Here is a 24,025-nt window from a genome sequence, read left to right on the forward strand (position 1 = left end):
TGATTATTAATTTTGGTAATTGCATCATCTATTAAGCTTTGTATATTATGATATTCTTTAAAAGGAATTCTCAAGATATTTATTCTATTTTTCAAAGCATATCTATTTGAGTTTTTGATTCTATAAATCGCTTCTATGGAATAAAGCATTTTAATTACAATAATAGAAGTTTGTCTAATTATAATATAGTTGGAGAAGGTCAGGAGAAGGTTAGATTATTCTTAACAATCTTGATTGTAATGATAACTTTCAGTATATTTATATTTACAATTACAACTAATGTACGACACTTTAATTGAATACATCAATTCACGGGTCTCCAGACCTTTAGCAGCTAATGAAATTAACATTATAAAAAATAATTTTGTTCCTTATAAACTCAAAAAACGGGAATTCTTTTTGCATGAAGGGGATGTAAGCAGTTATATGGGATTTCTTGCTAAGGGTTCCATGAAAAAATACAGTACAGATATTAAAGGTACCGAACATATCATAAGTCTTTATATTGAAGGCTGGTGGGTGGGTGATCGTGAAAGTTTTTCAAAACTTTCACCCTCTTCCTTCAATATTGAGGCATGTGAAGATGCTGATTTATTGGTCTTAACAAAACAAGCCGGAGAAGAAGTATTCACACTTCCTATCATGAATGAACTTACCCGTCATTTGGACCAAAATTATTCTTTCGCCACTCAGAAAAGAATCAATGCTGCCATAAGTATGACAGCAGAAGAGCGATATAATATGCTCATTGATAGCTACCCTGAGTTTTCGCAACGATTTCCACAGCATCTGATTGCATCATATTTAGGTATTACGCAGGAAACGTTGAGCAGAATTCGATCCCGAGCGGTCAAAAAATAATCATGCTTTATTGACAATAGGAATTACCTTTGTCCCAATTAACTCAATCGCCCTAAGCATATTATCTTGACTCAGTCCGGGATTATCCATCTGAAATGTAAATCTTGATATACCGCCTAACGCCTCACTATGCCGTAAAATCTTTTCTGCAACTTCTTCTGGATCGCCAATAACATAAGCTCCGGCAGGAGCAGCCTGAACTTCAAACATATCCCGTGTAGGAGCAGCCCACCCTCTCTCCTTTCCAATTTTACCCATCATTTCCTGGTAACCAGGAAAATAGATATTTTTTGCTGTAGTTGTTGTATCCGCCACGAAGCCCAGCGAATGTAATCCTACTTTAAGCTTTTCCCGAGGATGCCCGGCTTTTTCTCCGGCTTCATAATATAAGTCTATCAATGGACGAAAACGATGCGTTTCGCCTCCGATAACAGCCACCATTAATGGAAGTCCCAGGATTCCGGCCCGCATAAAAGATTGTGGAGTTCCTCCTACTCCTATCCAAACTGGCAATTGTTCCTGTACCGGTCTCGGATATACTGCCTGTTGTTTCAGTTCAGGACGGAATTTCCCGCTCCAGGTCACAGTTTCATTATCACGGATTTCAAGAAGCAATTTAATTTTCTCTTCAAAAAGAGCATCATAGTCCTGAGTATTGAATCCAAATAAAGGAAACGCATCAATAAATGATCCCCTCCCGGCTACAATCTCAGCCCGGCCTTTGGAAATAATATCCAATGTTGCATATTCCTGAAATACTCTTACAGGATCAGCCGCACTAAGTACTGTAACAGCACTTGTCAGCCGAATATTCTTAGTCCTCGCTGCCGCTGCTGCCAATATTACTGCCGGAGACTCATCCAAAATTCTTTGCGGTGATGTTCTCCAAGCCCAAAGACATGTAATCCGGCCTGGTCTGCAAACTCTATCTTTGACAACAAATTTTCCATAGCTTCAATATTTTTCTCTGGACGCAATAAGCCATCATACGCACCGGTAGCAATGAAGCTATCTATTCCTATTTCCATTCTAATTGATTTTGTATTATGAAATTTCCCTTATATAAAATATGATCTAATTTCCATTTTTTTGAAGCTTTAAAACGATGACCTATATCAAGAAAAGTCTGGTGCTGTATGGTTAAACATTTTGCCTCCCCTAATCCTTATCAATACAAAACTTCTACTACAAATTATGAAGCTACATAAACATAGGTTCCAAAGAAAAATAAATTTAAAAACTAAAAATCAAACACATACACTCAAAACATCATCCAAATCTGCAAAAAAATGATTTAATGTTCCAGCCAGCAGTTCACCAAAATCCAAACGGTGCCATTTTTGATTTTCAGAGGCTTTTGTTTTTAGTAAGTTAAAAAATTGCCTAATTAATAATTTCACACTTAAAAAGCTCAAGTCATAACAGATATAAGCGTATTTGAATACTCAATAAAAAAAGAGAAACTTTAATTCTCTTCTGTACCTGCAGATCCCTGAATTCTCTTAATAATCAATTTTCTTAACCGATCTTCGTGCTGATCACCCCACTGTCCCAAAGCACTTACAACAGGAATCAGACTTTCACCAAAATCAGTTAAGCTATATTCTACTTTTGGAGGAACAACGGGATAAATTTTCTTGGTAACCAGCTCGTGGTCTTCCAGCTCTTTTAGCTGAATGTTTAAAACCCTCCGTGATGCATCCGGGATCTTACGCTGCAATTCACTTGGTCTTTTATGTCCCTGATAAATAAACCAAAGCAGGCGTATCTTCCATTTGCCGTAAAGTACTTCACCAATCAGATCAAGACCGCAATTTAAGTTCGGAATTATTTTTCTCTCGTACATAATGTAAAATTAAGTCTATGTTCCCATTTGCACAATAGGGGAATAATTTATCCCTATATGAATCGTAATTCCGTACTTGTCCGAGCTGTTTTTATACCTCAATTTTGTCCTATAAATAATTCTTAAAAATGGAACAATTTAATTACAACAATGAGTTATCAGGCAAAATTGCATTGGTGACAGGAGGTACAAAAGGCACCGGAAAATCAATAGCGGAAAGATTGCTGCAGGCTGGTGCAACGGTTATTATTACCGCAAGAAATGCACCTGAGCAGGAAAACAGCAATCTGCATTTCATTGCTTCCGACCTGAGCACAGCAGAAGGCTCACAAAAAGTAATCAGCGAAGTGCTTACGAACTACGGAAAACTGGATATCCTGATCAACAACCTCGGCTCTTCATCAACACCTGCCGGTGGATTCTATGCATTAAGTGATGAAGACTGGGAATCAACCCTGCAGGCTAATTTGCTTGCTCCGGTTCGGCTGGACCGAGGATTTTTACCACAGATGATTGAACGAAAAAGTGGTGTTATCATTCACATCGCTTCAATTCAGGGTAAATTGCCTCTTTATGATTCTACTTTGCCTTACGCAGCTGCAAAAGCTGCCTTGAGAAACTACAGTAAAAGCTTATCCAACGAAGTTACCCCTAAAGGCGTCCGGGTGCTGACTGTTTCACCAGGCTGGATCAATACGACAGCTTCGGAAGCATGGCTGGGAGAAATTGCAAGAAATTCGAACAGTACGATAGAAGAAGCGCAGCAGGGTGTAATGGATGCATTGGGAGGAATACCTTTCGGAAGACCTGCCGAGCCTGAAGAAGTAGCGGAATTCGTCGGTTTTCTTGTTTCACCAAGAGCCGGCTATTTAACAGGAACTGAATATGTAATCGATGGCGGAACAGTACCAACAATTTAATCATCCCTAACAACAGAAAATATGAATTTACCAAAAGTAATCACCGAACTGGTAAGAGCACAGAACAATTTCGATAGTGCTGCCTATGCCGAATGTTTCACGGAAACAGCTGTAGTCTTTGATGAAGGCAAAATCCATAACGGAAAAACAGAAATTGAAAAGTGGATTGACAAATCCAATAAAGAATATAAAGCCACGATGGAGCCGCTGGATTATATCGAAAAAGAAAATATCCTATCAGCGGAAATTTCAGGACCATTTCCGGGCAATCCGATCATTTTAAAATTTCATTTTGAAATTAATGACGGAAAAATTCAGCAATTAAAAGTGACAGATTAAAAGAGATTCTGTATCAGAAAATGACGTACTATAAGAATCATTTTCCTATTCTCTGAAATGATGTCCAATAAAGTATTGTTCATAAAAAGAGTCTGTTTCACGAGTTGTGAGACGGACTCTTTTTTAACTTAAATTATGAATTAAACAGTATATCCTTTCATATTCAGTCTTTCCTCCTGCAAATCCAATATTCTGAGATGTTTTCGGATGATATTTTCATCCAGTAACAGTTCTTCGCGGTTTTTATTGATAAGCCAATTTCTTTGGGTGTCGAGAATGTCAATATAAATATGTCTGTATTCTTCGTAATTTAAAATAATTTCAGAACTGCTCAACTGATTTTCATATTTCTGTAACTGATCTTTTAACGCCGGAAAACTTTCTATTTTATCAGCATAGTCGCTCCGGATTTTATCAAGCGCTACTTTTGCCAGACTATTCTGAATGTCATAATCTATCTCTTTCGCACTTCTTATGAAATCGCGGTCTACCGGAGGAAATTTCTTAAGTAAAAAAGGAAGGGTAAGCCCTTGTAAAAGCAGTGTTAACAGGATTACAATAAATGTAATAAACAGGATCATATTTCTTTGAGGAAACGGAGACCCATCATCTAAAGTCATGGGAATGGAAAGTGCTGCTGCCAGGGACACTACCCCCGCATACCGGTCCACCCAATAATCAGAGGAGTTTGCCAGCCCGGTGACTGAGGATCAGCAACGGTGATAAAATTCCTCATAATCAAGGTGGTCACCAGTGCTCCATATCCTGCCAAAATCCGGACAATAATCAACACTATAGTAACTGCAATTCCATACCCTATCGCAGTATAAATATCTGTATCACCTAGACCGGAAACAATTTCCGGTAAATCTAAACCGATAAGCATAAAAACAATTCCGTTCAACAGAAAACAAAGACTTTCCCATACCGTTACGGTACGTATTCGGGATGCACTGCTTAAAAAATCATGACTCCGGTAAGAAAGAAACAGTCCTCCGGTTACCACTGCCAGAACTCCGGATGCGTGCAGCTGTTCTGCAGCCAGATACATAGAAAACGGTGCAATGAAAGTCAGCAGAATATCTATATTTGAGTCGGTAGGTAACATTTTATGGATTTTCAGAAAGACATATGCAATCGCAAGCCCGATTCCAAGGCCTCCCAGGCACATCCATACAAAACTTCCTGCTGCTTCATGCCAAACAAACTGTCCGGTTGCAGCAGCAATCATAGCAAACCTGAAAATAATCAAAGAAGAAGCATCATTCAGCAAACTTTCACCTTCAAGAATGGAAGCCAGTCTTTTCGGAACCTTTACAAATTTCAGAATGGCTCCGGCGCTAACGGCATCAGGTGGAGAAACAATCCCGCCCAATAAAAAACCGAGAGCCAGAGAAAACCCGGGAATAAAATAATTGGCAAAAGCGGCAACCGACAATGCGGTAAAGAAAACAACTACAAAGGCAAAGCTGAAGATAATCCTGCGCCATCTCCAAAGTTCTTTCCATGAGGTTGACCACGCAGCTTCGTACAGTAATGGAGGTAAGAAGATGATAAATAGTAATTCCGGCTCTACTTTAATGGATGGCACCCCGGGAATAAAACTTATGATAAGCCCGGCCACGACCAGTAAAACCGGATATGCTACCTTAATCTTATTAGCCAGCATGATAAGCATTGTAATCAGGAAAACCAGGAACAGATAAAATTCAAAGTCTTTAAGCATAGGAAAAAATTTGGATACTTAAATATATATCAAATTTTAAAAACTATACCTTTACTTATCGCAGCCTCATCAGAAAAACTGTTATTTTTTTCGCTTGTACTGCAGCTGTACCAACCCGGTTTCAAATGTTTTTGCTGTAATAAATTCAATTGAGCTTTCAGGCCGGCCGTCTTTAAAAAGCTTTGTCCCGTTGCCTAATAACACCGGAATCACCGAAATAATAAATTCGTCTATCAGATCATGCTTCAATAATTCATTTATTATTTCAGCACCACCGTCACAATATATATTTTTTCCTTCACTGGATTTTAAATGGTTAACCAGTTCTGTAATATCTCCTTTATAGAAAGTCGTTCTGCCCTCTTTCGGCCTTGCTGTTCTTGTGATTACGTATACATCCCGTTGCCCGTTGTCATAATGAGATGAGCCAATTTCTTTCAGTACATAATCATAGGTTTTTCTACCTATAATAATGGTATCAATTCCGGAAGTAAAGTCCGCATAACCGTAATCCTCACCTTCTTTTTCAACTATCTTCAGAAAGCTCAGGTCATCATTAGGTTTTGCGATGTAGCCATCTAAGCTCATTGCAATGAAAAGTGATAATTTTCGCATCGGTTTTGATTTTAATATTGAAGCAAATTTACTTCTATACAACGATCTGTACTTTGTAAAAATGCGACACATTAAAGCAATGAGGGCGCAAGTCCGGTATTCTTCTTGATTTCATTGGTAAGATGCGAATGATCATAATAACCGCATTCAAACGCAATTTCCAATAAGCTCCGGCTTTGATTTGAATTTTTGATCAAACTCATAGCATGCTGAAACCTGATAATATTTGAATATTCTTTGGGTGATAATCCGATTAGTTTTTTAAAATTCCGCTCCAGTTGTCTTACCGTCGTAAAATGTATTTTGGCCAGCTCGTTACTCCTTATGTTTCCATTGCTTGAATGTATATGATTAAGTACTTCCTGCAGCCGGATATTTTTGCTTTTGAGTCTCCCGGAAAAGAACTGGTCAAAATAATGGAAAGGATTCTCAGATGTTTTATCAACATTAAAGGAATTGGCTTTTTCAAATTCAACAGTGGCATTTGTTAATTCATTTTGTGAGGCAAAGCTGTAAAAATTTGTAAAAGTGGCAGGTTTCAGGCATACTCCTGCTAAATGGGTTTCGCTGTCGATAAAGCTATCTTTAAAAGAATTCATGGCACCAACTACATAAGTTTTTCCATATTCCATTGAGAGCAATCCGTTATCCGTTAAGCATTTATTTCCCAAATTTATGAGTATACCCGCACAGCCATCAGGGAAAACCCTTTCCCATTGCCTCTCTATTTCATTTCCCCTCAATTCCCAATAGAAATGAATAAAAGGTTCTAATTCCTTACAAGGCTTTATTTTTTTGTACTGCATGGTTTATATTGTTTTTTCACAATAACACTCCGTTTTTTATAATTACTTCCGTACAAAAGCTTCAGGTTTCCGCTTCAATTTGTTTAGCTAGTGTTTGTTTTCTATTTCTTCAAAATACCTCATCACTTTTTCTTCAGTGTTGTTTTGCAAATGTACTTTACTGCCAAAAAGTTCTGCCCTTAGATCTCTATATAATGATACTGCGTTTCTCAAACTTTCCAATAAGGATTGTCTGTTATAATCCGGAATGGTAAGTTTCAATTTTTCAAGATCAGGAGTATCTAAAGCAGTTTCCACTTTTCTCACACCGCGAGGTAAATTTCCGTTTTTTATGTGGAGTAACGGCCCCAATACAATCATGCGCAGAAATCCCATAAAGTCATATGCTTCAAAATATTCTCCACGTCCTATTTTCAGTAATACATAATGAATCCAGGTCCAAAAACGATCCTCTATCCACTGATAATCCGGATAGGGAAACCCGGCTTCTGTATGATGAATGATGTTCGCAAGTTGTCCACCCTTATCAATGAGAAGAGCTGGGGTTTCAATACGGCTCTGAAATTCTTCAGGGGTTAAAAACTTGATATCCACATGCAAAAGCGGATTGTCATACAGGCATATCAATAATCTCGGCTCTCCCACATGTTCTCCGGTAAACCCTGACAAAAAATTTCCCAGCTTTCTTGCATAGCCAAGCATTAAATTCTTATCGTCAGAAATTTTTTGTCGGGTTACAAGAATGAGATCCAGGTCTGAAAATTCATCTATTTCACCGGTAAGCCAGGAACCCGCAACAGCTAAGCCAATAACATTGTCGTCCGGTTCTAAAATCTCTTTTGCTCTGTTAGCGAATTCTTGTTGTATCATTTGTTATCAGTTCTCTTTAAGTTACATGTAAGCATAAAACCAGCTTTTTGCAGTATATTTTGATGCCTTTTAAATATACAAAAATATCCCTTTTGCAGATTATTTCTAAGCCAAACACAATGATAGACTGCTCATGATCAATTTCAACGGCTGAAAAGATTCCGGTTTTTTCACAATTTCGGAAAGATAATCGGTTGATGTTGGACTATTGTAGGTGAAACATTTACTTCATAAGCAGCAATATCAATAGGTATTCAAAAATTCCGAAACCCTGTCTTAAAAATCCTTAAGCAATCAACTGCAGGGAAGTCTGAATGCGAATTGCCGTAATATTCTCCAGAGCAAAAGACGGACATCACAGCCTTTACGCCACACTAACCCCGAAAATGCGGCCCACCAATGCTGTAATTCCCATGGCAACAGTTCCCCAGAAACAAATCCTCAATACTGCGATTTTAATATTTGAACCTCCGGCTCTCGCAGAGATTGCTCCTAAAAGCATTAGGAATATGATTGAAAACCCATATTGGAAATACACCATTTGTTTAATAGGTGCCAAAAGGGAAACCGCAAACGGCAATAAAGCCCCTACCGCAAATGAACCGAAAGAAGCCATCGCCGCCTGCAAAGGTTTGGCCTGTGTTATTTCGTTTATTCCCAGTTCGTCGCGGGCATGTGCTCCCAGGGCATCATGTTCAGTAAGTTCAATTGCTACCTGCATGGCCGTTTCTTTGGTACAGCCTCTTTTTTCATACACTTTGGCTAATTCTCTGAGCTCTATCTCCGGCATTTGTTCAAGTTCAAGCTTTTCGCGCATCAGATCTGCTTTTTCCGTATCTTCCTGAGAGCTTACGGAAACATATTCACCTGCGGCCATAGACATTGCTCCGGCAATCATACCTGCCAGCGCTGCAAGGATAATAATATGCCGTTCGGGCTCTGCTGCCGCAACTCCAATAACAATACTTGTGGTGGACAATAACCCGTCGTTGGCTCCCAATACGGCAGCCCGGAGCCATCCTACCCTGTTTACATAATGTTTCTCCAGCTGATGATGCATAACTTTTTGTTTTGATAGCACGTTAAAGTTACCAAATGTTTCGTCAAGAATCGTTTTAAATTAAGGCATTTAGGATAAAGTCTTTATATTTTGAAAGACTTTTTTGTGATACTGATCTTATTATAAAAATCCAGTAAACAATGAATGTTACTTCAAGAATAAAGTCTATCATATAAGTCCATCTGATTACGTCATGTATATAATAATAAAGATCAATTCCAGCGAGTCCGGCAGAACAGAGTATAATGACCAGCATAACCAAAGCACTCCGCCTTATTTTCAAAACATATAAAATAAGGAAAACATAAGGTAAAATCAGCAAGCTGACCGTTTTCACCAGCCATATATCCGTCTTGGGACCAGTAATTTTCAAAAAGCTTTCAAGGTGAACAAATGGCCATACTGCGGTAAGCAGAAAATAAAACATCTGAACATAGGCCACTAAATATTTCTTTTTCATAAAGCATAATATATTAGGTCCATTTTCAATACATAATCCCTTACCCTGGATCGTCTACTTATATCTGGGGCAATTCATCTGCAGATTTTCCGGCCGGTTGTTATCAGGTATATATTTCTCTCTGCGCTGTTTTTCAAGATCTTCATAGAATCTGTGAAGCTGGCTCAGCTCATCTTCTGTAAGGTTTTCTGTTTCCCTGTCCTTATCTTTACGTGCAGCCATCAGTTCATCAAGCTTATGCTGAAGCGTTTTTATTTCTTTATTCTGTGTATTCCGGATAAAAAGTACAGCAAGTCCTGCAATACCTAAAAAAGCACTTCCTTTAAAATACTCCCGCCAATCCGGCCATCTGTCTAAAATATCTTTTATCATAATTTTATTTTAAAAATTTATTTAAAAACAAGTCATACAGATTACTCCATATGACAAGTTTCAACATTAATCTATAAATCTATGCGAATCAGAAGAAGATCTTCCGGTTTTCAATTTTAACAGTATTATTTCCTTCCAGCATTTTTATTGTTCCTATGGCTGTTTCTACACAAAGCCCGCTGAAGTTGAGCAATTGTTGTATTACACGGCAATTACTGAATATTGTAACTTGTTATTTCATAATAGAGTGCCCACGCTGCAAACACGATGACAATAATCCATATCCAGAAAGGAATGGTTTGCGGTGTTTCACTCCCATTGATCAGGAAGCTTTTCTGGTTCCCTTTGTCATACGCATTGATCATCAGAGAAAGTGTACCATCTACCACATCTTTATTTTTAAGGCCTTCTATCCGTATTGCAGGGCCATTAGCAACGGTAAACTGTATGTTTCTGATACCTTCTCTTCCGGATGGCGAATGGCTTACGATCTTAAGAGTATGCTCTCCGTCCGTGAGCTTTTTGGTATCCAGATCAAAAACAATAGGGGTGTCCAGCTCTGCAATGGGAGCCGGATCGTCATCGATAAATAAAAAAACTTTGCTTTTATCTTTTGTCATGATCTTTAATTTTCACCTGAAAAAACGGAGTATTTAATATGGGATTTATCTTTTTCTCCTGGTTTGAACAAGTATTTTGCAGAAAGGATAAATGCCAGTACTGTTATCAATATGACAAATCCTACGATAAACCAGTCCCAGTTACTTTCCGGGCCGGTTCCGTGGGTAAAGTTTCTTGTTACTTCGGGCTGCTGAAGTTTACAGGCATCACAGGCAAATGCATAGACTGTAAAGAATATTCCAGACAGGACAGCTATCTTTTTTAAAACATTTCTCATTGTTATTTTATTTTATCCATTATTGTTTTTACTTCTTCAGCGGTTACCTTTTTGGCATTGTTTCCCCAGCTGGTCCGCTCATGGTTCATAATGGCAGCTACATCTTCAGGAGTGAAGTTGGCATTGGTACCCACAGGCGGCATGGTCGCAAATTCCGGCCTCGGATCATAGCCTTTCATGATGATGGTGACATACAGCTCAAGGTCTCCTCCTGTAACCACAGGGCTTCCTTTCAATGGTGGAAATGCTCCCGGAACCCCTTCTCCGTTAGCCTGATGGCAGCTTGCACAATTGGCGGTAAAGAGCGAACCTCCATCCGGTAAATTAGCATTTCCTCCCTGTGCTGCACCTTCTTCTTTTTTCTGTTTATAGAGAAATGCAGGAACAATAGATTTATCCGTATAATCCGTTTGTTTCAGGGATTTCAGATAAGCTACCAGCAGAAGGGCTTCAGGACCCGCAACAATTTTTTTGTACCTGGGACGAAATTTTTCAGGAACTTTCACCTCAACATCTCCAGGCTGAAGATAATCCCTCTCTATAAAAAGCCAGGGATAGGCAGGCATCACAGATTCTTCAACGGCAGCTCTCGGCTGATAGAGATGAATCAGATGCCATTCTGCACTGGGCTGTCTTTCCCCGATACTGGTGAGATCCGGCCCGGTTCTCTGGGTGCCCATCAGATTGGCTGTGTTTCTCCAGAAATCTGTCCGGGTATTGATGGCAAAATCCGCCGGTATGCTTGGTCTTTTTCCGAAAACATTATCCATTTCGACATTTCTGACCTGCTGGGTATGACAGGCAATGCATCCGTTATCTATATAAACCCTTTTACCGGCCTGCTCCTCTTTTGTCAGAATTTTAGACTGTCTTGGTAAAGGCTTATTGATCTTCTGGTTCTCCAAAGCAGGGAATATGGCAATGTAAAGGGTAAGTGAAACAAAAAGTAAAAGTGCAGAGCCGAAAAGGATTCTATGGTCGTTTAAAAATATCATGATGCTGATCTTTAAGTGTTAAACTCTGTATTTCCAAACTGTTTCTTTGCGGCCAGAATTTCTGCAGGTGTCCTGGGAGCTCTTACCTGATTTTCTTTTCTTACCATCCTATAAAAATTATAAGCGAAAATCAAATGGGACAGCCACATCAATGTTCCTCCGATAGCTCTCCAAAGCCAGAAAGGCGCCATATTGATCACCCCTTCAATGAAAGGTTTTTTCTTGATCCAGAGTTCTCCTGTCTGCGTTCCGCCAATCATTAAAGCAATAACATAAAACAACAGCCCGATCAGTGCAAACCAGAAATGGATTCCCACTAAAAGCTTCGGAGGTTCCTTTCCTGTAAGCCGGGGAACCAGCGTATAGAAAAATCCCCAAAGCATAAATGTGATGATTCCATACATGGTAAGATGTGAATGCGCTACAGTAAAATCCGTAAAATGCCAGAGAAGGTTGGTATACCTGAAAGCTTCCACCGTTCCCTGGAATGATCCTGTAAAATAAAATATGATCGCCATGAAGTAAAACGGAAGTGTGTAGCTTGTCCTCAGCTGATACCAGGCTCCATTAAATGTCAGAAGGAAGTTGGCTGTACCCGCCGCCACAGGAATCAGCATCCCTGCACTTGCAATGATAGCTGTTGTCTGCAGCCTCCATGGGATGGCACTGAAAATAAAGTGGTGGGTTCCGATCAGGGTATAGAAAAAGGTATGGGTCCAGAAAGCCAGCACGCCTAAGCTGTAAGAATAGATAGGTTTATTCAGCTGCTGTGGTAAAAAATAATACATCAGTCCCAGGTTGATCATCATGAACCACATTCCGATAGCCTGATGCATATAATATCCCTGAATAATGGTCTCTCCTACCCCGTCCTGCCAGATAGGAATATAAGCGATAACTATTACAATAACAATAAACATTGTCCCTGATACAATATACCAGTTAGATAAATAAATTTCTTTGGTTTTTCTGTGTGCAATGGGTTTAAAGAAATTATGCAGTGAGAGCGCCACTCCTATCCCGAAAGTAATCATGATCGGCCAGATATATTCCCGGTATTCTCCCCCGCCGTTATTTACTCCTGAAAGTACGGAAATTGTTCCGGCAAGAACAGCTGCATTGACCAGAATAAGAGAAAGATACCCCTGTTTTATATTAAATTTCTCAACATTGCTTACCCGCGGTATCACATAATGAGCGAAACCCAGCATCGCCAGAGATGCCCAGCCCCAGAATACAGCATTGGTATGACCCGGCCTAAGCCTTCCATAGCTGAACCAGCTTGTATGCTCTATATCCGGGGCGACCAGTTTTATACCTGCATATAATCCGAAGGTTGTCCCCAGCAAAAGCCAGAATATGGCTGTTCCCAGAAAATAAAGAATCAGGCGGCTCAGTTCAGGAGAAATATATTTCTGAAATGAAGATGTTCTCCTTTTGGTGGGAAATACCCTTAACTCTTCAACAGAATTGATGTTTTGTACAACTCCTTTTGTATCTGCAGGCGGCAGGGTACCTGAAAGACCATTTTCCGGAAGGCTGAAACTGAGCTCTTTTTCCCGTTGTTCATAATCTTCTACTTCTTCAGGAGAAAGATTTTCTATTTCTTTTTTCTCTCAGTAAATTCTTTCCGCCTTAATATTTTAGCATAGATGGATAAAAACTTCAGAACCACAATGATAAGGCCGGCTACAATGACCATCAAAGTAAGCAATAAGGTAATCTGTATTCCTGTTTCTTTAAATAATGAGATATCTGCCATAACAATAGTATCATGGGTTAATAAGTCGTGATGTCCCGGTTTATATCTTAATAGAATTCTTTACTGATCTCTTTTTTAAAAGAAATCTATCCCGCTTTAAAACGTTAATGGCTGTAAATACGATTATTTACTTCTTTTAATAGAATCTACGTCATACGCAGAGCTGTCCACCGTAGGAGTTTGATCTGCCGAATCCGGTGAAATCTGGGCAGAGCCGGAGGTAAGACTGTCAGATGCCATAATGGTATCTGTATTGGTCCGTTGTGTCTGAGGTTCTTTTTTGCAGCCGACGACAAAAAGGCCGGCAAGCACAATGAATGATACAATGAATTTCATATAATTAAATTTTGTGGTGTGTGTAGGTTCAAATGTAGACAACATACTCCTAACGCTTTATGACTCAGATCATAGAACTCCCGGACAGTAGTGTTTTTCCCGGAAAATCCTATTTTCCTATCTTTGCAGCAATGAATTTATTATATATCAACTGGGACATCAATCCCGAAATCGTCAATATCCTGGGAATTCCTATCAAATATTACGGATTACTGTTTCTCGCAGGGCTTGTTTTGAGCCTGAATATCTTAAAACGCATCTATAAGAAGGAAGGTCTCAGCACGCAGGCCCATGAAGCTTTATTCTCCTATGCACTGATAGGAATTCTGGTGGGAGCCAGATTGGGGCATTGTCTTTTTTATGATTTTGATTATTATTCTCAGCATCCGCTTGAAATATTTTTACCCATTCAGAAAGGTCCGGACGGAAGCTACCACTTTACAGGATTTGCGGGTCTTGCCAGTCATGGCGGCGGTATCGGTCTGGTGATTATGCTTCTCATTTATGCGAGAAAATATGCTATCCCATTTATGACCGTTCTGGATGCAATAGCCATTGTACTTCCGTTGGGAGGTACTTTCATCAGGCTGGCCAATCTTATGAATTCTGAAATTATCGGAGTTCCTACTGATGTTCCGTGGGCTTTTATATTCCGTCAGACAGATGATCTCCCGAGACATCCGGCCCAGCTTTATGAAGCGATTTCTTATTTTATTATTTTCCTTGCTGTGTATTTCATTTACAGGAAGAATATCTTTAAAATCGGAAAAGGATTTTACTTTGGAATCAGTATCCTGCTGATCTTCATTATGAGAATTCTGATAGAGTTTATCAAGGTAGATCAGGTAGAATTTGAGCACGGAATGATCCTTAACATGGGGCAGCTTCTGAGTATTCCATTTGTTCTTCTTGGATTATTCTTTATTATCAAAAGTATACTGGAGAAAGGAAAGATTAAAACCGCTTGATTTATTATTTCTTTACAAATAAAAACTCACTGAAAGCTGTTTTCAGTGAGTTTTCTTTTTAATGGATTTTACAAAGTATTATCTTGTTGTATATCCACCATTGGCAAAAATGGTCTGCCCTGTAATCCACCAGCCTTCTGTCACCAGAAATTCTACCAAAGGAGCAATATCTTTAATATCTGTCAATCCTCCCAACGCGGATGCTGATTTATGATAAGCTACGGCATCATCCGTTTCCTGCCCGTAGAAGAAAGGAGTATCCATTGGGCCGGGAGCCACTGCGGTTACGGAAATACCTCTGGCTCCAAATTCTTTGGAAGCTGCCCTTGTAAAATGCTCTACCGGTGCCTTTGCCCCTGCATATGTGGAATACAACCCGGTGTAAGCCGCCAGCAATGATGTAACGATCGTACAGATTTTCCCATGGTCATTCAGCTTTTTACCGGCTTCCTGCAAAAAGAAATAAGCGGATTTTGAATTGACATTGAACATGATGTCATATTCTGCTTCTGTAGTTTCTGAAAATGGTTTTTTAAGCACCATTCCTACAGTATTGATGGCAATATCGATTCCTCCGAAACGGGTAATGGTTTCATCAAAGAACTTTGTGATATGATCTACTTTGGTAAGGTCTCCCTGGAATAAAAATGCTTCTGCTCCCAGTGCCTGTACCTCAGCCAGTGTTTTTTCGCTTTCTGCTTTTGAGCTTTCACTGTTGTAATGGATGGCCAGTTTTGCGCCTTTTGCAGCGAAATCCCTGCTTAATAATCCTCCCAGGTTTTTACCGCCTCCTGCAATTAAAACAACTTTTCCTTTTACATTTTGTGTTGACATTGTTTTTATTTTTAAATGTTAATGAGACAAAGATGGATAATAAAAACGGCCTCAACATGGTGAAATTTTCGGAAATTTCATTTTCCTGTGCTATACAGAAAAAAACATTTACTATTTTTATGTAAACAATAGTTGTTCAATAGAATGCTATTTACCAGCCAGATACGTCCTGAGAGTATCTTTTTAATTTAAACACCCGGCTATAATTCCCAAACTCATATCAATTTTAGGCATAACATTTGATACCTTCCTCCCGTATCACGCACCACCACTTCATTTTTAATATATTTTTTTATAATCCTCAGGTTTCTGGGGATTTTTTTGTAAGATTATTACCACTTTACGGATACGCTTACATGTACAGCATAACGTATCCTGCAACACTATTTCTGATAATCAATCATTTAAAACCTGATTATTCATTTTATTGTTGTATATTTGTACGTAATAAACCGAGTCACTACTTTGTTTTCTGTAACGACGCGAATATTTTTATTCAGTCTTTGCCTTTTGAGCAGCCATATTTTTAACTTTTATTCTTCTATTAAGAACAATACTTGTCGCGAATTTTAAAGCTCTGTATGATTGAAATATCCAGGACAGGAAACATCGGCGGGCTTTATAGGTCTCATGCAGGCCAGATTGAACCGATTAATTTATAGAAACTAAATACTAAAAATAATTTATGGCAGATTCTTTTTCTAAAAAGGAAAATTTCAAGAAAAAAATTCAAAAGCAAAAAGAAAAGGCGCTAAGACGCGAAGAACGTAAAACGAACAACAACAAAGGGAAAGACATGGAGGATGTATTCATGTATGTAGATGAATTCGGAAGATTAACTTCTACTCCCCCTGAACAGAGACAGGAAGTAAACCTTGATGATATTCAACTGGGTGCAGCTCCTATCATTGAAGAAGATCCAAGAAAAACAGGAATTGTTACGTTCCTGAGTGAAAAGGGATATGGTTTCATTACTGAAGATAACAGCAAAGAAAACATCTTTTTCCACAACAATAACTGTGCAGAGCCGGTGAAAAAAGGAAACAAAGTATCTTTTGAAAAAGAGAAATCTCCTAAAGGATTTTCTGCTGTTGAAATACAGCTTGTTAAATAATACGTACCTGTAAAAATGTTTCTGTGTTAAAAGCAGATCCGTTTTAAACTATACACAGAGAGACTGTCCTTGCGGACAGTCTCTTTTTTAGGGGCATATAAAAGTTAGATTCTAACGCAATATTCTTGAATTATTTTCAGATATCCTTACAGGCCCCGTAGAATACAGTGAAAATTTAAATATAAAAGAAGCTGCCATTTCAGGCAGCTCCTCTCATCGTAAAAAAAGTAAAAATTAATCCAGTTTTCCCCCAGTGCTTTAAACAGCAGGACGTTATTTCTGGTATTCTGATGCTGGAACTGTAATAAGTCCAATTCAGCGGTTAGTTTGCTCTTCTGGGAATTGATCAGTTCAAAATAGTTGGCATACCCTGTAAGGTACAGATCATTGGAAACCTCAACACCGCGGTCCAGGAAACCTACTTCTTCTGATTTCAGTTTCAGAACACGTTCATAAATTTTTGTTTGTTTCAAAATAGACTGAAGCTCATTAAAAGCAGTGGTAATACTTTTCTGATAGTTTAAAAAAGCAATTTCCTGCTCTTTGCTGGCTACTTTAAATTCATATTTCAACTGTCCTTTATTGAAAACAGGAACCATCAATCCTCCCAACAGCTGTCCGGCCAGTGAACCTGGCTTAAAAAATGTTTCCACGGAAAAAGAATTCAGTCCGAAACCGGCTCCCAGGTCAATCTTAGGATAAAAAGCAGCTCTTGCCGCCTTTGCATCAGCCTGGGAAGCTTCTAAAACATAGTAATTCGCTGCTACATCCGGCCTGGAATGGATTACATTTTCCACATTAATGGTTTTATTTAAAACATCCATATTGGTAGGCATTAATACTTTCCCCCGTTTCACCTCTCCGCCATAGCTACCTGTCAGGGTTGTGATCGCCTGCTCTACTGTTACGATTTCCACCCGGATATGTTCAATCTCTGCAAGCCAGTTATTGTTCTGTGCCTTGAACTGCTGTACTGCCAATTCGGTAGCTTTACCTACTTCTCGCTGCGCTAAAACAATTTCAAAGGCTCTTTGCTGAAGATTGTAGTTCTTCTGATAAATAGCAAGACGATTATCCAAAGCTACCAGCTGATAATACAGATTGGCAATATCGGTGAAAAGCTCTACCTGCAATAATCTTAATCCTTCTGTTGAAGCCAGATATTTCTTCTGGGCAGCAATCTTCTTATTTTTCAGTTTTCCCCATGCATCAATTTCCCAGCTGCTTCTTGCTCCCAGCCAGTAATTAGGCGTAAAATCCCTGTTAATTTTCTGGTCTTCCGTAATATTAGGTGAAAGATTGGTGTCATAATTTCCAACGCCTTCCATTGTATACTTTCCGTATCGGTTACCGGAAGCATCTATTCCGACTTCAAGGGAAGGCAACAGGTCCATCTTTGAACGTTGAAGAAAACTGTTGGCAATCTCCACTCTTTGCTGTGCAATCTGGAAATCCGGATTTGCCTGTACCACCTTATCAAAAAGCTGAAGCAGATAAGGATCCGTAAAATAAGCCTTCAGATTGATCTGCTGAAATTCATCCGGGTTTTTGTTTTTATCGGTTTTAATAAACTCCTCTGGTAATTCCTGAGCCTTTTTCAGTTCTGCTACTTTGGGAACAGCACATGAAACCAGGCTCAGAGAAGCAATCCCATACAATATATTTCTATGATTTAATCTTTTCATCTTTCTTCTTATTTTCAAGTTTTGCAAAGAATATATACAGTCCCGGAATCACCACCAGTCCGAAGATGGTTCCGATCAGCATTCCCCCGGCTGCAGCAGTTCCAATAGAACGGTTACCGATTGCCCCGGCTCCGGATGCTATACATAAAGGGATAAGTCCGGCTACGAAAGCAAAGGAGGTCATCAGGATCGGTCTCAGACGCTGTCTTGCCCCTTCAATGGCTGCAGGAATGATATCAAACCCCTGTTTGTTTCTTGCCACGGCAAATTCCACGATCAGGATGGCATTTTTAGCTAAAAGTCCGATCAGCATGACCAGGGCTACCTGTGCATAAATATTGTTATCCAGCCCTGCAGCCACCAATGCGATATAAGATCCGAAGATTCCTGTTGGAAGACTTAATAATACCGGCATTGGAAGAAGGAAACTTTCATACTGTGCCGCCAGTAACAGATACACAAACAAAAGGCAGATGGCGAAGATATAAACGGTCTGGTTTCCTGATAGGATTTCTTCCCTTGTCATTCCTGACCATTCAATATCAAATCCTCTTGGTAATGTTTCTTTGGCTACACGTTCTACTGCTGCAATGGCATCCCCGGAGCTGTAACCGTCTGCGGGTTCTCCGTTGATCATGGCAGACATATACATGTTGTACCTTGTAAGCACTTCAGGGCCGTATACTCTTTCGATGGTAATGAAGGTGGAGAAAGGAACCATTTCGCCTTTATCATTTTTTAAATATAAATTCAGAATACTTTCAGGGGTATCCCTGTGTTCAGGACTTGCCTGCACCATCACTTTATACATCTGGCTGAAACGGATAAAGTTCGTAGCGTAGTAAGATCCCAGCATAGTTTGCAGCGTAGACATAGCATTGTCTACCGATACACCTTTCTTCGCTGCCATATCATAATCCACATTGATCATGTACTGTGGGAAGGTAGCATCAAAACTGGTAAAACTGTTCTGCAGTTCGGGCGCTTCATTGAGTTTTTTAACAAAATCCTTGGTGATCTTATCTGTGTTTTCAATGGTTCCTCCGGTTCTGTCCAGCAAACGCAATTCAAAACCACTGGTATTTCCGAATCCGGGAACGGTTGGCGGCGCAAAGATTTCAATCTGGGCATCTGCAATACCTTTTGTTTTATCAGAGAGTTCTGCAATGAGATCATTTACTGAAATACTTCTTTCTTTCCAGTCTTTAAGGTTGATCATTGCCATTCCATAAGACGAACCTGCGATTTCTGTTACGATACTGTAGCCTGCCAGCGTGGTTACGTTTTCGACTCCTTTAATCTTCTTGGCAATCACCGTGACCTCATCCAGTACTTTTTCTGTCCTCTCTACGGTTGCTCCCTGTGGAGTGGTTACGCTTACGTATACCATTCCCTGGTCTTCCATAGGAATAAATCCGGTAGGCAGGAATTTACTGGTCACAAAGGTCAGTCCGATGAATAAAAACAGCAGTCCGAAAGTTACTGTAGTTCTTGTAGCAAATTTTGATAAAATACCTACATAACCATTCGTCAGTCTTTCGAAGCCAGTATTGAAACTCTGGAAAGCCCTGTCGATAATTGTTTTCTTCTTATTGTGGTCATGAGGCTTTAAAATAATAGCACAAAGCGCCGGAGTAAGCGTCAATGCATTCACCCCTGAAATCACAATACTGATGGCCAATGTTAATGAAAACTGACGGTAAAATACTCCAACAGGCCCATCCAGGAACGCCACAGGAATAAATACGGCAGACATCACGATCGTAATAGCGACTACAGCTCCTGCAATTTCTTTGGTGGCACTGATGGTGGCATCCAGCGCGTTCATTCCTTCCTCCATTTTCACATGGACAGCTTCAACGACGACAATGGCATTGTCAACCACAATTCCGATGGCAAGGACCAACGCAAACAATGTTAAAAGATTGACAGAGAAATCAAGCATGTCCATAAATGCAAAAGTTCCTACCAACGCCACTGGTACAGCCAGTACAGGAATTAATGTGGAACGCCAGTCCTGCAGGAAGATAAATACCACAATTCCTACCAGAATAAAAGCTTCAATAAGGGTTGTGAGTACCGCACTAATGGAAGCATCAAGGAATCGGGAAACATCATAAGCCATGTTATACTCCATTCCCGGGGGAAAGGAGGTGACTTTCAATTCTTCCATTTTTGCCTTTACACTTTCGATTACTTCAGAAGCGTTGGAACCCGGACGCTGTTTCATCATGATGGATGCAGAGGGTCTTCCGTCTGTTTTGGAAACCATTCCGTAGTTCATCGCCCCGAATTCAACTTTGGCAATATCTTTAAGCTTTAAAATGGTTCCGTCCACATCAGACCGGATCGGTACTTCTTCATATTGCTTAGGCTCAAAAAACTTTCCTTTATATTTAATGACATACTGAAGCTGGCTTGAGGTTTTACCAGAGGTTTCACCTACTTTTCCCGGTGCTGCGGAAATATTCTGTTTTTGCAGGGAAGTGATTACCTCGTCTGCGGAAATATTGTAAGCAGCCATTTTCTGCGGGTCCAGCCATACTCTCATCGAGTATTCCTTCTGTCCCATGATTTCTGCACGTCCTACTCCATCAATACGTTTCAACTCCTGAAGGACGTTAATATCCGTAAAGTTATAGATGAACTGCTCATCCTGGCTCGGATCTGTACTTGTGATATTAAGGTACATCAGCATACTGTTCACCTCTTTTTCAGTAGTTACCCCGGCTCTGATCACCTCTTCAGGAAGTTCATCAAGAATGGTTGTTACCCTGTTCTGAACGTTTACTGCTGCCACATCAGGGTCTGTTCCTACTTCAAAGAACACCTGAATAAGGGTAAGCCCGTCATTGGAGGTTACCGTAGACATATATGTCATTCCCGGAACTCCATTGATTGCCCTTTCCAAAGGCAGCGCTACCGCATTGGCAGACACTTCGGCATTCGCTCCTGTATATTTTGCCGTAACGGTTACTGAAGGCGGTACAATATCGGGAAACTGGGTGATCGGCATTTTCAGCAACGCCATGATTCCCAGCAGTACAAATAATATGGAAATAACCAACGAAAGAACCTTTCGTCTTATAAACATTTCTACCATTGATTTAAAGATTATGAAAGGTTAATACTTCTTTTTGATTTTGATAATATCACCGTCTTTCAAAGACTGTGTTCCTTCATAAATGATTAAATCTCCTTTTTTAAGACCGCTTTCCACCATATAAGAATCTCTTAAGGTAGTTCCGATCTTAATGCTGGTCATTTTCACTTTATTCTGCTGATCCACTACAAAAACATAGGTCTTATCCTGGATGGAGAAGGTAGATTTCTGTGGAATAAGGATTGCGTTATTCTGCTGTTCGGAAATGATAAGCTTCCCGGAAGTACCGTGTTTGATGAGGCGGTCCGGATTCGGGAAAAGCACTTTATAACGGATAGAGCCTGTAGTTCTGTCTATTTCTCCTTCAGCTGTTTTTAAAGCACCGTTGAACTGATAATTGGCTCCGTTAGGCAGCATCAGTTCAATCTTCTGGTGGTTCCCGATCTTATCATTGGCCAGGAGCTCAAAATATAAGTTTTCAGGGATGGAAAAGTAAGCGTATACTTCGTTCAGTTGGGAAAGTGTGGTCAATAATGTTCCGTTTTCCACTAAACTGCCGTCTTTATGGGGAATCACGTCAATTACCCCATCAAAAGGTGCTGTGATCTTTGTAAAGCCTATTTTCTGAAGAACTGCCCTTTTTTCAGCATCGGCAAAAGCATGTTTTGCTTTCGCGGAAGACAATTTTGCTTTTACCATTTCCAGCTCGTTATTGGCTACAAATTTCTTGGCATGAAGACTCTGAATCTGCTTCAGTTCCACTTCTGCGATGCGGACATCTGCTTCAGTCTGTTTTAATGCTGCATTGGCTTTCAGAAGCTCCATCTGCAATTCAGCATCATTGATTTTAAATAAAGCCTGCCCCTGGTGTACAAACTGGCCCTCGTTGACATAAATATGCTGTATAATACCTCCGATTCTGGAACGTATTTCAACATTCTTTTTGGCCTGGATATCTGTGACAAACTGGTTGCTCACCAATGTATCTTTTTCCTTGATTTCCAGTACGGGAACTTCTTTTTCTTTCTGATTGTTTTTTTCCTTGTCTTTACTGCATGACACAGCCAATAATGTTGCAAGAATGCAAATTATTACGTTTTTACAATACATTTTTAAATGTTTAAATTATAAGATTTCCGTTAAAAGTGATTTGGCTTTCAGAAATTTAAACTTAGTACAGCTGGAGGAGATGGAGAAAGGATTTAACCCCGCAAATAATGGAAACCGCAATTTCCGGAAGGGTAATTTTCGGAATAACTTTTAATATCCCTGAGAAGTCTGCCACTGCAGAATCATTTTTTCTGACTGAGTGTTTTACAATTTTTGAAGCAGCAGGCAGAGCATGCGTGTTCATATCTGCTTCTTCATAAACATCCAGAACATGAATATTCGTTACAGGAGGGACATGAGGAATATTCTGCAACGATTTTTCTGCCCAATTCGAATTGAAAAGGGAAAAAACCAGTATGATATAGAATAAGAAAAATGACCTCAGAGCTGCCATGTGAATCAGAATACTTTAGTTTTTCAGTAAAACGATAGTGGTGCAAAAATAGAGATTTTTACTGGAAAATCCGGCCATTGAACTGTTAAAAAAACTTAAACAATGAGTGAATAATCCTGCCCATTCATATTGGGATTCTACGGAATGACAAATAGAATGCGAAGTCTATTCATGCAGTCTGTCATTCCGAAGGAATCCAACTTCTAAAATTCCGGATGAAAAATGGCATTAAGTTTTGGCTAAAGCCAGATGAATTCTGATTTATTATTAACGGGCTAAAGCCCGTTTCTATTGAATTATTTTCTCATAGATTTCACACATTAAGTAGATTATTCTAAAGGCTTACCACCCAGTTTGTCATTCTGAAGAATATAATTGGAATCGTTAAAGTTTCGGCTAAAGCCAATGAAATTCTGGTTATCGTTTTTAAACGGGCTAAAGCCCGTTTCTATTGAATGACCAAAATTGTCTAGTTAGAACAATTTACTGAGTACTCTGAATCGGTAATCAAAAATATGTTCCAGTTTCTTTCTGACGAAAAGGCGATGGGCAATTTCTCCTAAAAATCCCATGGGAAGTTCATAATCTATGGTATCTCTCATCAGAACGCCTTCTTCATTAGGAATAAATTCATGATGGTGGTTCCACAATTTGTAGGGACCTTTTTTCTGAAAATCGATAAAGCTTTTACGGAAATCAACGTGGGTGATCTCAGTCTGCCATTGCATTTTGATTCCGAATAAGGGAGAAACATAATAATCGATGAGCATTCCTTCGTAGATTTCATCATCTTCCATTTCCGTCAATACAATAAAGCCCATGTCTTTCGGGGTAATTTCTGAAAGATTGCTGGCTGAGGAAAAAATTTCCATGCTGTTTCTATATCACAGTTGAGCTGTTGTTCGCGGAAAAGGGTATGTTTCATAAGACGGAACCGGTTAACCTGATTGT

The 24,025-nt window shown here is 39.5% G+C and carries 26 protein-coding genes and 1 pseudogene; 5 read left to right on the forward strand and 22 right to left on the reverse strand.

Annotation, left to right across the window (positions count from 1 at the left end):
• Positions 1-279: 279 nt before the first annotated feature.
• A complete protein-coding gene (locus OWR28_RS06170) occupies positions 280-861 on the forward strand; it encodes a Crp/Fnr family transcriptional regulator (protein ID WP_332385910.1) in 582 nt (193 codons plus the stop codon).
• Here the strand turns inward: OWR28_RS06170 and OWR28_RS06175 are convergent, their stop codons facing one another.
• The 3 genes from OWR28_RS06175 to OWR28_RS06185 form a co-directional block, all read right to left on the reverse strand.
• Positions 862-1,725 carry an LLM class flavin-dependent oxidoreductase gene (locus OWR28_RS06175; RefSeq protein ID WP_332385911.1) on the reverse strand — a complete coding sequence of 288 codons (864 nt, stop codon included), beginning with the start codon at positions 1,723-1,725 and terminating at the stop codon, positions 862-864. It abuts the gene before it with no gap.
• Complete coding sequence (locus tag OWR28_RS06180) at positions 1,704-1,889, reverse strand: hypothetical protein (RefSeq protein ID WP_332385912.1); 186 nt, start codon at positions 1,887-1,889, stop codon at positions 1,704-1,706. Before OWR28_RS06180 ends, OWR28_RS06175 begins: the two co-directional genes overlap by 22 nt.
• A 437-nt stretch (positions 1,890-2,326) precedes the next feature.
• Entirely contained in the window at positions 2,327-2,707 is a 381-nt protein-coding gene (locus OWR28_RS06185) for a winged helix-turn-helix transcriptional regulator (RefSeq protein WP_332385913.1), read from the reverse strand.
• Between the two features lie 128 nt (positions 2,708-2,835).
• Between OWR28_RS06185 and OWR28_RS06190 the strand changes: the two genes are divergently transcribed.
• Both OWR28_RS06190 and OWR28_RS06195 read left to right on the forward strand, forming a co-directional pair.
• Positions 2,836-3,627, forward strand: coding sequence for an SDR family oxidoreductase (locus OWR28_RS06190; RefSeq protein WP_332385914.1), 792 nt, complete (start codon positions 2,836-2,838; stop codon positions 3,625-3,627).
• Between the two features lie 21 nt (positions 3,628-3,648).
• Positions 3,649-3,966, forward strand: a complete 318-nt coding sequence (locus OWR28_RS06195) for a nuclear transport factor 2 family protein (protein ID WP_332385915.1) — start codon at positions 3,649-3,651, stop codon at positions 3,964-3,966.
• 140 nt (positions 3,967-4,106) lie between these two features.
• Here OWR28_RS06195 and OWR28_RS06200 read toward each other — a convergent pair.
• The 13 genes and pseudogenes from OWR28_RS06200 to OWR28_RS06260 form a co-directional block, all read right to left on the reverse strand.
• Positions 4,107-5,692 (reverse strand): annotated as a pseudogene (locus tag OWR28_RS06200) (Na+/H+ antiporter).
• Between the two features lie 81 nt (positions 5,693-5,773).
• Entirely contained in the window at positions 5,774-6,307 is a 534-nt protein-coding gene (locus OWR28_RS06205) for a dihydrofolate reductase family protein (RefSeq protein ID WP_332385916.1), read from the reverse strand.
• Positions 6,308-6,378: 71 nt separating this feature from the next.
• Positions 6,379-7,113, reverse strand: coding sequence for a helix-turn-helix transcriptional regulator (locus OWR28_RS06210; RefSeq protein ID WP_332385917.1), 735 nt, complete (start codon positions 7,111-7,113; stop codon positions 6,379-6,381).
• An 87-nt stretch (positions 7,114-7,200) separates the two neighbouring features.
• Positions 7,201-7,983 (reverse strand): hypothetical protein, encoded by a 783-nt coding sequence (locus OWR28_RS06215; RefSeq protein ID WP_332385918.1) that lies wholly within the window; start codon positions 7,981-7,983, stop codon positions 7,201-7,203.
• A 364-nt stretch (positions 7,984-8,347) separates the two neighbouring features.
• Positions 8,348-9,043 carry a VIT1/CCC1 transporter family protein gene (locus OWR28_RS06220; protein WP_332385919.1) on the reverse strand — a complete coding sequence of 232 codons (696 nt, stop codon included), beginning with the start codon at positions 9,041-9,043 and terminating at the stop codon, positions 8,348-8,350.
• A gap of 55 nt (positions 9,044-9,098) precedes the next feature.
• Entirely contained in the window at positions 9,099-9,503 is a 405-nt protein-coding gene (locus tag OWR28_RS06225; protein WP_332385920.1) for a hypothetical protein, read from the reverse strand.
• A 54-nt stretch (positions 9,504-9,557) separates the two neighbouring features.
• On the reverse strand, positions 9,558-9,875 hold the full coding sequence (locus tag OWR28_RS06230) for a low affinity iron permease family protein (protein ID WP_332385921.1): 318 nt from the start codon (positions 9,873-9,875) through the stop codon (positions 9,558-9,560).
• 212 nt (positions 9,876-10,087) lie between these two features.
• On the reverse strand, positions 10,088-10,495 hold the full coding sequence (locus tag OWR28_RS06235) for a cytochrome C (RefSeq protein WP_332385922.1): 408 nt from the start codon (positions 10,493-10,495) through the stop codon (positions 10,088-10,090).
• 5 nt (positions 10,496-10,500) lie between these two features.
• A complete protein-coding gene (locus OWR28_RS06240) occupies positions 10,501-10,773 on the reverse strand; it encodes a hypothetical protein (protein WP_332385923.1) in 273 nt (90 codons plus the stop codon).
• A 2-nt stretch (positions 10,774-10,775) separates the two neighbouring features.
• On the reverse strand, positions 10,776-11,768 hold the full coding sequence (locus tag OWR28_RS06245; RefSeq protein ID WP_332385924.1) for a cytochrome c: 993 nt from the start codon (positions 11,766-11,768) through the stop codon (positions 10,776-10,778).
• 11 nt (positions 11,769-11,779) lie between these two features.
• Positions 11,780-13,117, reverse strand: a complete 1,338-nt coding sequence (locus OWR28_RS06250; RefSeq protein WP_332385925.1) for a cbb3-type cytochrome c oxidase subunit I — start codon at positions 13,115-13,117, stop codon at positions 11,780-11,782.
• Positions 13,118-13,368: 251 nt separating this feature from the next.
• On the reverse strand, positions 13,369-13,530 hold the full coding sequence (locus tag OWR28_RS06255; RefSeq protein WP_332385927.1) for a hypothetical protein: 162 nt from the start codon (positions 13,528-13,530) through the stop codon (positions 13,369-13,371).
• A gap of 123 nt (positions 13,531-13,653) precedes the next feature.
• Positions 13,654-13,866, reverse strand: coding sequence for a hypothetical protein (locus tag OWR28_RS06260; protein WP_332385928.1), 213 nt, complete (start codon positions 13,864-13,866; stop codon positions 13,654-13,656).
• A 131-nt stretch (positions 13,867-13,997) separates the two neighbouring features.
• Between OWR28_RS06260 and lgt the strand changes: the two genes are divergently transcribed.
• The gene (gene lgt, locus OWR28_RS06265; protein WP_332385929.1) at positions 13,998-14,834 is read left to right on the forward strand and encodes a prolipoprotein diacylglyceryl transferase; all 837 of its coding nucleotides are present in this window, start codon (positions 13,998-14,000) and stop codon (positions 14,832-14,834) included.
• Between the two features lie 78 nt (positions 14,835-14,912).
• On the opposite strand, the gene OWR28_RS06270 is transcribed toward lgt, so the two are convergent.
• Positions 14,913-15,668 (reverse strand): SDR family oxidoreductase, encoded by a 756-nt coding sequence (locus tag OWR28_RS06270; protein WP_332385930.1) that lies wholly within the window; start codon positions 15,666-15,668, stop codon positions 14,913-14,915.
• Positions 15,669-16,353: 685 nt separating this feature from the next.
• Between OWR28_RS06270 and OWR28_RS06275 the strand changes: the two genes are divergently transcribed.
• Positions 16,354-16,782, forward strand: a complete 429-nt coding sequence (locus OWR28_RS06275; protein WP_002981005.1) for a cold shock domain-containing protein — start codon at positions 16,354-16,356, stop codon at positions 16,780-16,782.
• A gap of 146 nt (positions 16,783-16,928) precedes the next feature.
• On the opposite strand, the gene OWR28_RS06280 is transcribed toward OWR28_RS06275, so the two are convergent.
• The 5 genes from OWR28_RS06280 to OWR28_RS06300 form a co-directional block, all read right to left on the reverse strand.
• The gene (locus tag OWR28_RS06280; protein WP_332385931.1) at positions 16,929-18,467 is read right to left on the reverse strand and encodes a TolC family protein; all 1,539 of its coding nucleotides are present in this window, start codon (positions 18,465-18,467) and stop codon (positions 16,929-16,931) included.
• Positions 18,448-21,570 (reverse strand): efflux RND transporter permease subunit, encoded by a 3,123-nt coding sequence (locus OWR28_RS06285; protein ID WP_332385932.1) that lies wholly within the window; start codon positions 21,568-21,570, stop codon positions 18,448-18,450. The genes OWR28_RS06280 and OWR28_RS06285 overlap by 20 nt, the downstream gene beginning before the upstream one ends.
• Before the next feature lie 21 nt (positions 21,571-21,591).
• On the reverse strand, positions 21,592-22,680 hold the full coding sequence (locus OWR28_RS06290; RefSeq protein WP_494168435.1) for an efflux RND transporter periplasmic adaptor subunit: 1,089 nt from the start codon (positions 22,678-22,680) through the stop codon (positions 21,592-21,594).
• Between the two features lie 61 nt (positions 22,681-22,741).
• On the reverse strand, positions 22,742-23,074 hold the full coding sequence (locus OWR28_RS06295) for a hypothetical protein (RefSeq protein WP_332385934.1): 333 nt from the start codon (positions 23,072-23,074) through the stop codon (positions 22,742-22,744).
• A 473-nt stretch (positions 23,075-23,547) separates the two neighbouring features.
• A complete protein-coding gene (locus OWR28_RS06300; RefSeq protein ID WP_494168436.1) occupies positions 23,548-23,946 on the reverse strand; it encodes an SRPBCC family protein in 399 nt (132 codons plus the stop codon).
• Positions 23,947-24,025: the final 79 nt, after the last annotated feature.

It is taken from the genome of Chryseobacterium sp. 1B4 (genome assembly GCF_036631475.1).
Classification (GTDB): Bacteria; Bacteroidota; Bacteroidia; order Flavobacteriales; family Weeksellaceae; genus Chryseobacterium.

What these genes read in the sequence shown, in the direction of transcription:
- OWR28_RS06170 (WP_332385910.1), top strand. Translation starts at nt 280, where the DNA reads ATGTACGACACTTTAATTGAATACATCAATTCACGGGTCTCCAGACCT.
- OWR28_RS06180 (WP_332385912.1), bottom strand. Translation starts at nt 1,889, where the DNA reads ATGGAAATAGGAATAGATAGCTTCATTGCTACCGGTGCGTATGATGGC.
- OWR28_RS06185 (WP_332385913.1), bottom strand. Translation starts at nt 2,707, where the DNA reads ATGTACGAGAGAAAAATAATTCCGAACTTAAATTGCGGTCTTGATCTG.
- OWR28_RS06190 (WP_332385914.1), top strand. Translation starts at nt 2,836, where the DNA reads ATGGAACAATTTAATTACAACAATGAGTTATCAGGCAAAATTGCATTG.
- OWR28_RS06195 (WP_332385915.1), top strand. Translation starts at nt 3,649, where the DNA reads ATGAATTTACCAAAAGTAATCACCGAACTGGTAAGAGCACAGAACAAT.
- OWR28_RS06205 (WP_332385916.1), bottom strand. Translation starts at nt 6,307, where the DNA reads ATGCGAAAATTATCACTTTTCATTGCAATGAGCTTAGATGGCTACATC.
- OWR28_RS06210 (WP_332385917.1), bottom strand. Translation starts at nt 7,113, where the DNA reads ATGCAGTACAAAAAAATAAAGCCTTGTAAGGAATTAGAACCTTTTATT.
- OWR28_RS06215 (WP_332385918.1), bottom strand. Translation starts at nt 7,983, where the DNA reads ATGATACAACAAGAATTCGCTAACAGAGCAAAAGAGATTTTAGAACCG.
- OWR28_RS06220 (WP_332385919.1), bottom strand. Translation starts at nt 9,043, where the DNA reads ATGCATCATCAGCTGGAGAAACATTATGTAAACAGGGTAGGATGGCTC.
- OWR28_RS06225 (WP_332385920.1), bottom strand. Translation starts at nt 9,503, where the DNA reads ATGAAAAAGAAATATTTAGTGGCCTATGTTCAGATGTTTTATTTTCTG.
- OWR28_RS06230 (WP_332385921.1), bottom strand. Translation starts at nt 9,875, where the DNA reads ATGATAAAAGATATTTTAGACAGATGGCCGGATTGGCGGGAGTATTTT.
- OWR28_RS06235 (WP_332385922.1), bottom strand. Translation starts at nt 10,495, where the DNA reads ATGACAAAAGATAAAAGCAAAGTTTTTTTATTTATCGATGACGATCCG.
- OWR28_RS06240 (WP_332385923.1), bottom strand. Translation starts at nt 10,773, where the DNA reads ATGAGAAATGTTTTAAAAAAGATAGCTGTCCTGTCTGGAATATTCTTT.
- OWR28_RS06245 (WP_332385924.1), bottom strand. Translation starts at nt 11,768, where the DNA reads ATGATATTTTTAAACGACCATAGAATCCTTTTCGGCTCTGCACTTTTA.
- OWR28_RS06255 (WP_332385927.1), bottom strand. Translation starts at nt 13,530, where the DNA reads ATGGCAGATATCTCATTATTTAAAGAAACAGGAATACAGATTACCTTA.
- OWR28_RS06260 (WP_332385928.1), bottom strand. Translation starts at nt 13,866, where the DNA reads ATGAAATTCATTGTATCATTCATTGTGCTTGCCGGCCTTTTTGTCGTC.
- lgt (WP_332385929.1), top strand. Translation starts at nt 13,998, where the DNA reads ATGAATTTATTATATATCAACTGGGACATCAATCCCGAAATCGTCAAT.
- OWR28_RS06270 (WP_332385930.1), bottom strand. Translation starts at nt 15,668, where the DNA reads ATGTCAACACAAAATGTAAAAGGAAAAGTTGTTTTAATTGCAGGAGGC.
- OWR28_RS06275 (WP_002981005.1), top strand. Translation starts at nt 16,354, where the DNA reads ATGGCAGATTCTTTTTCTAAAAAGGAAAATTTCAAGAAAAAAATTCAA.
- OWR28_RS06280 (WP_332385931.1), bottom strand. Translation starts at nt 18,467, where the DNA reads ATGAAAAGATTAAATCATAGAAATATATTGTATGGGATTGCTTCTCTG.
- OWR28_RS06285 (WP_332385932.1), bottom strand. Translation starts at nt 21,570, where the DNA reads ATGGTAGAAATGTTTATAAGACGAAAGGTTCTTTCGTTGGTTATTTCC.
- OWR28_RS06290 (WP_494168435.1), bottom strand. Translation starts at nt 22,680, where the DNA reads ATGTATTGTAAAAACGTAATAATTTGCATTCTTGCAACATTATTGGCT.
- OWR28_RS06295 (WP_332385934.1), bottom strand. Translation starts at nt 23,074, where the DNA reads ATGGCAGCTCTGAGGTCATTTTTCTTATTCTATATCATACTGGTTTTT.
- OWR28_RS06300 (WP_494168436.1), bottom strand. Translation starts at nt 23,946, where the DNA reads ATGGAAATTTTTTCCTCAGCCAGCAATCTTTCAGAAATTACCCCGAAA.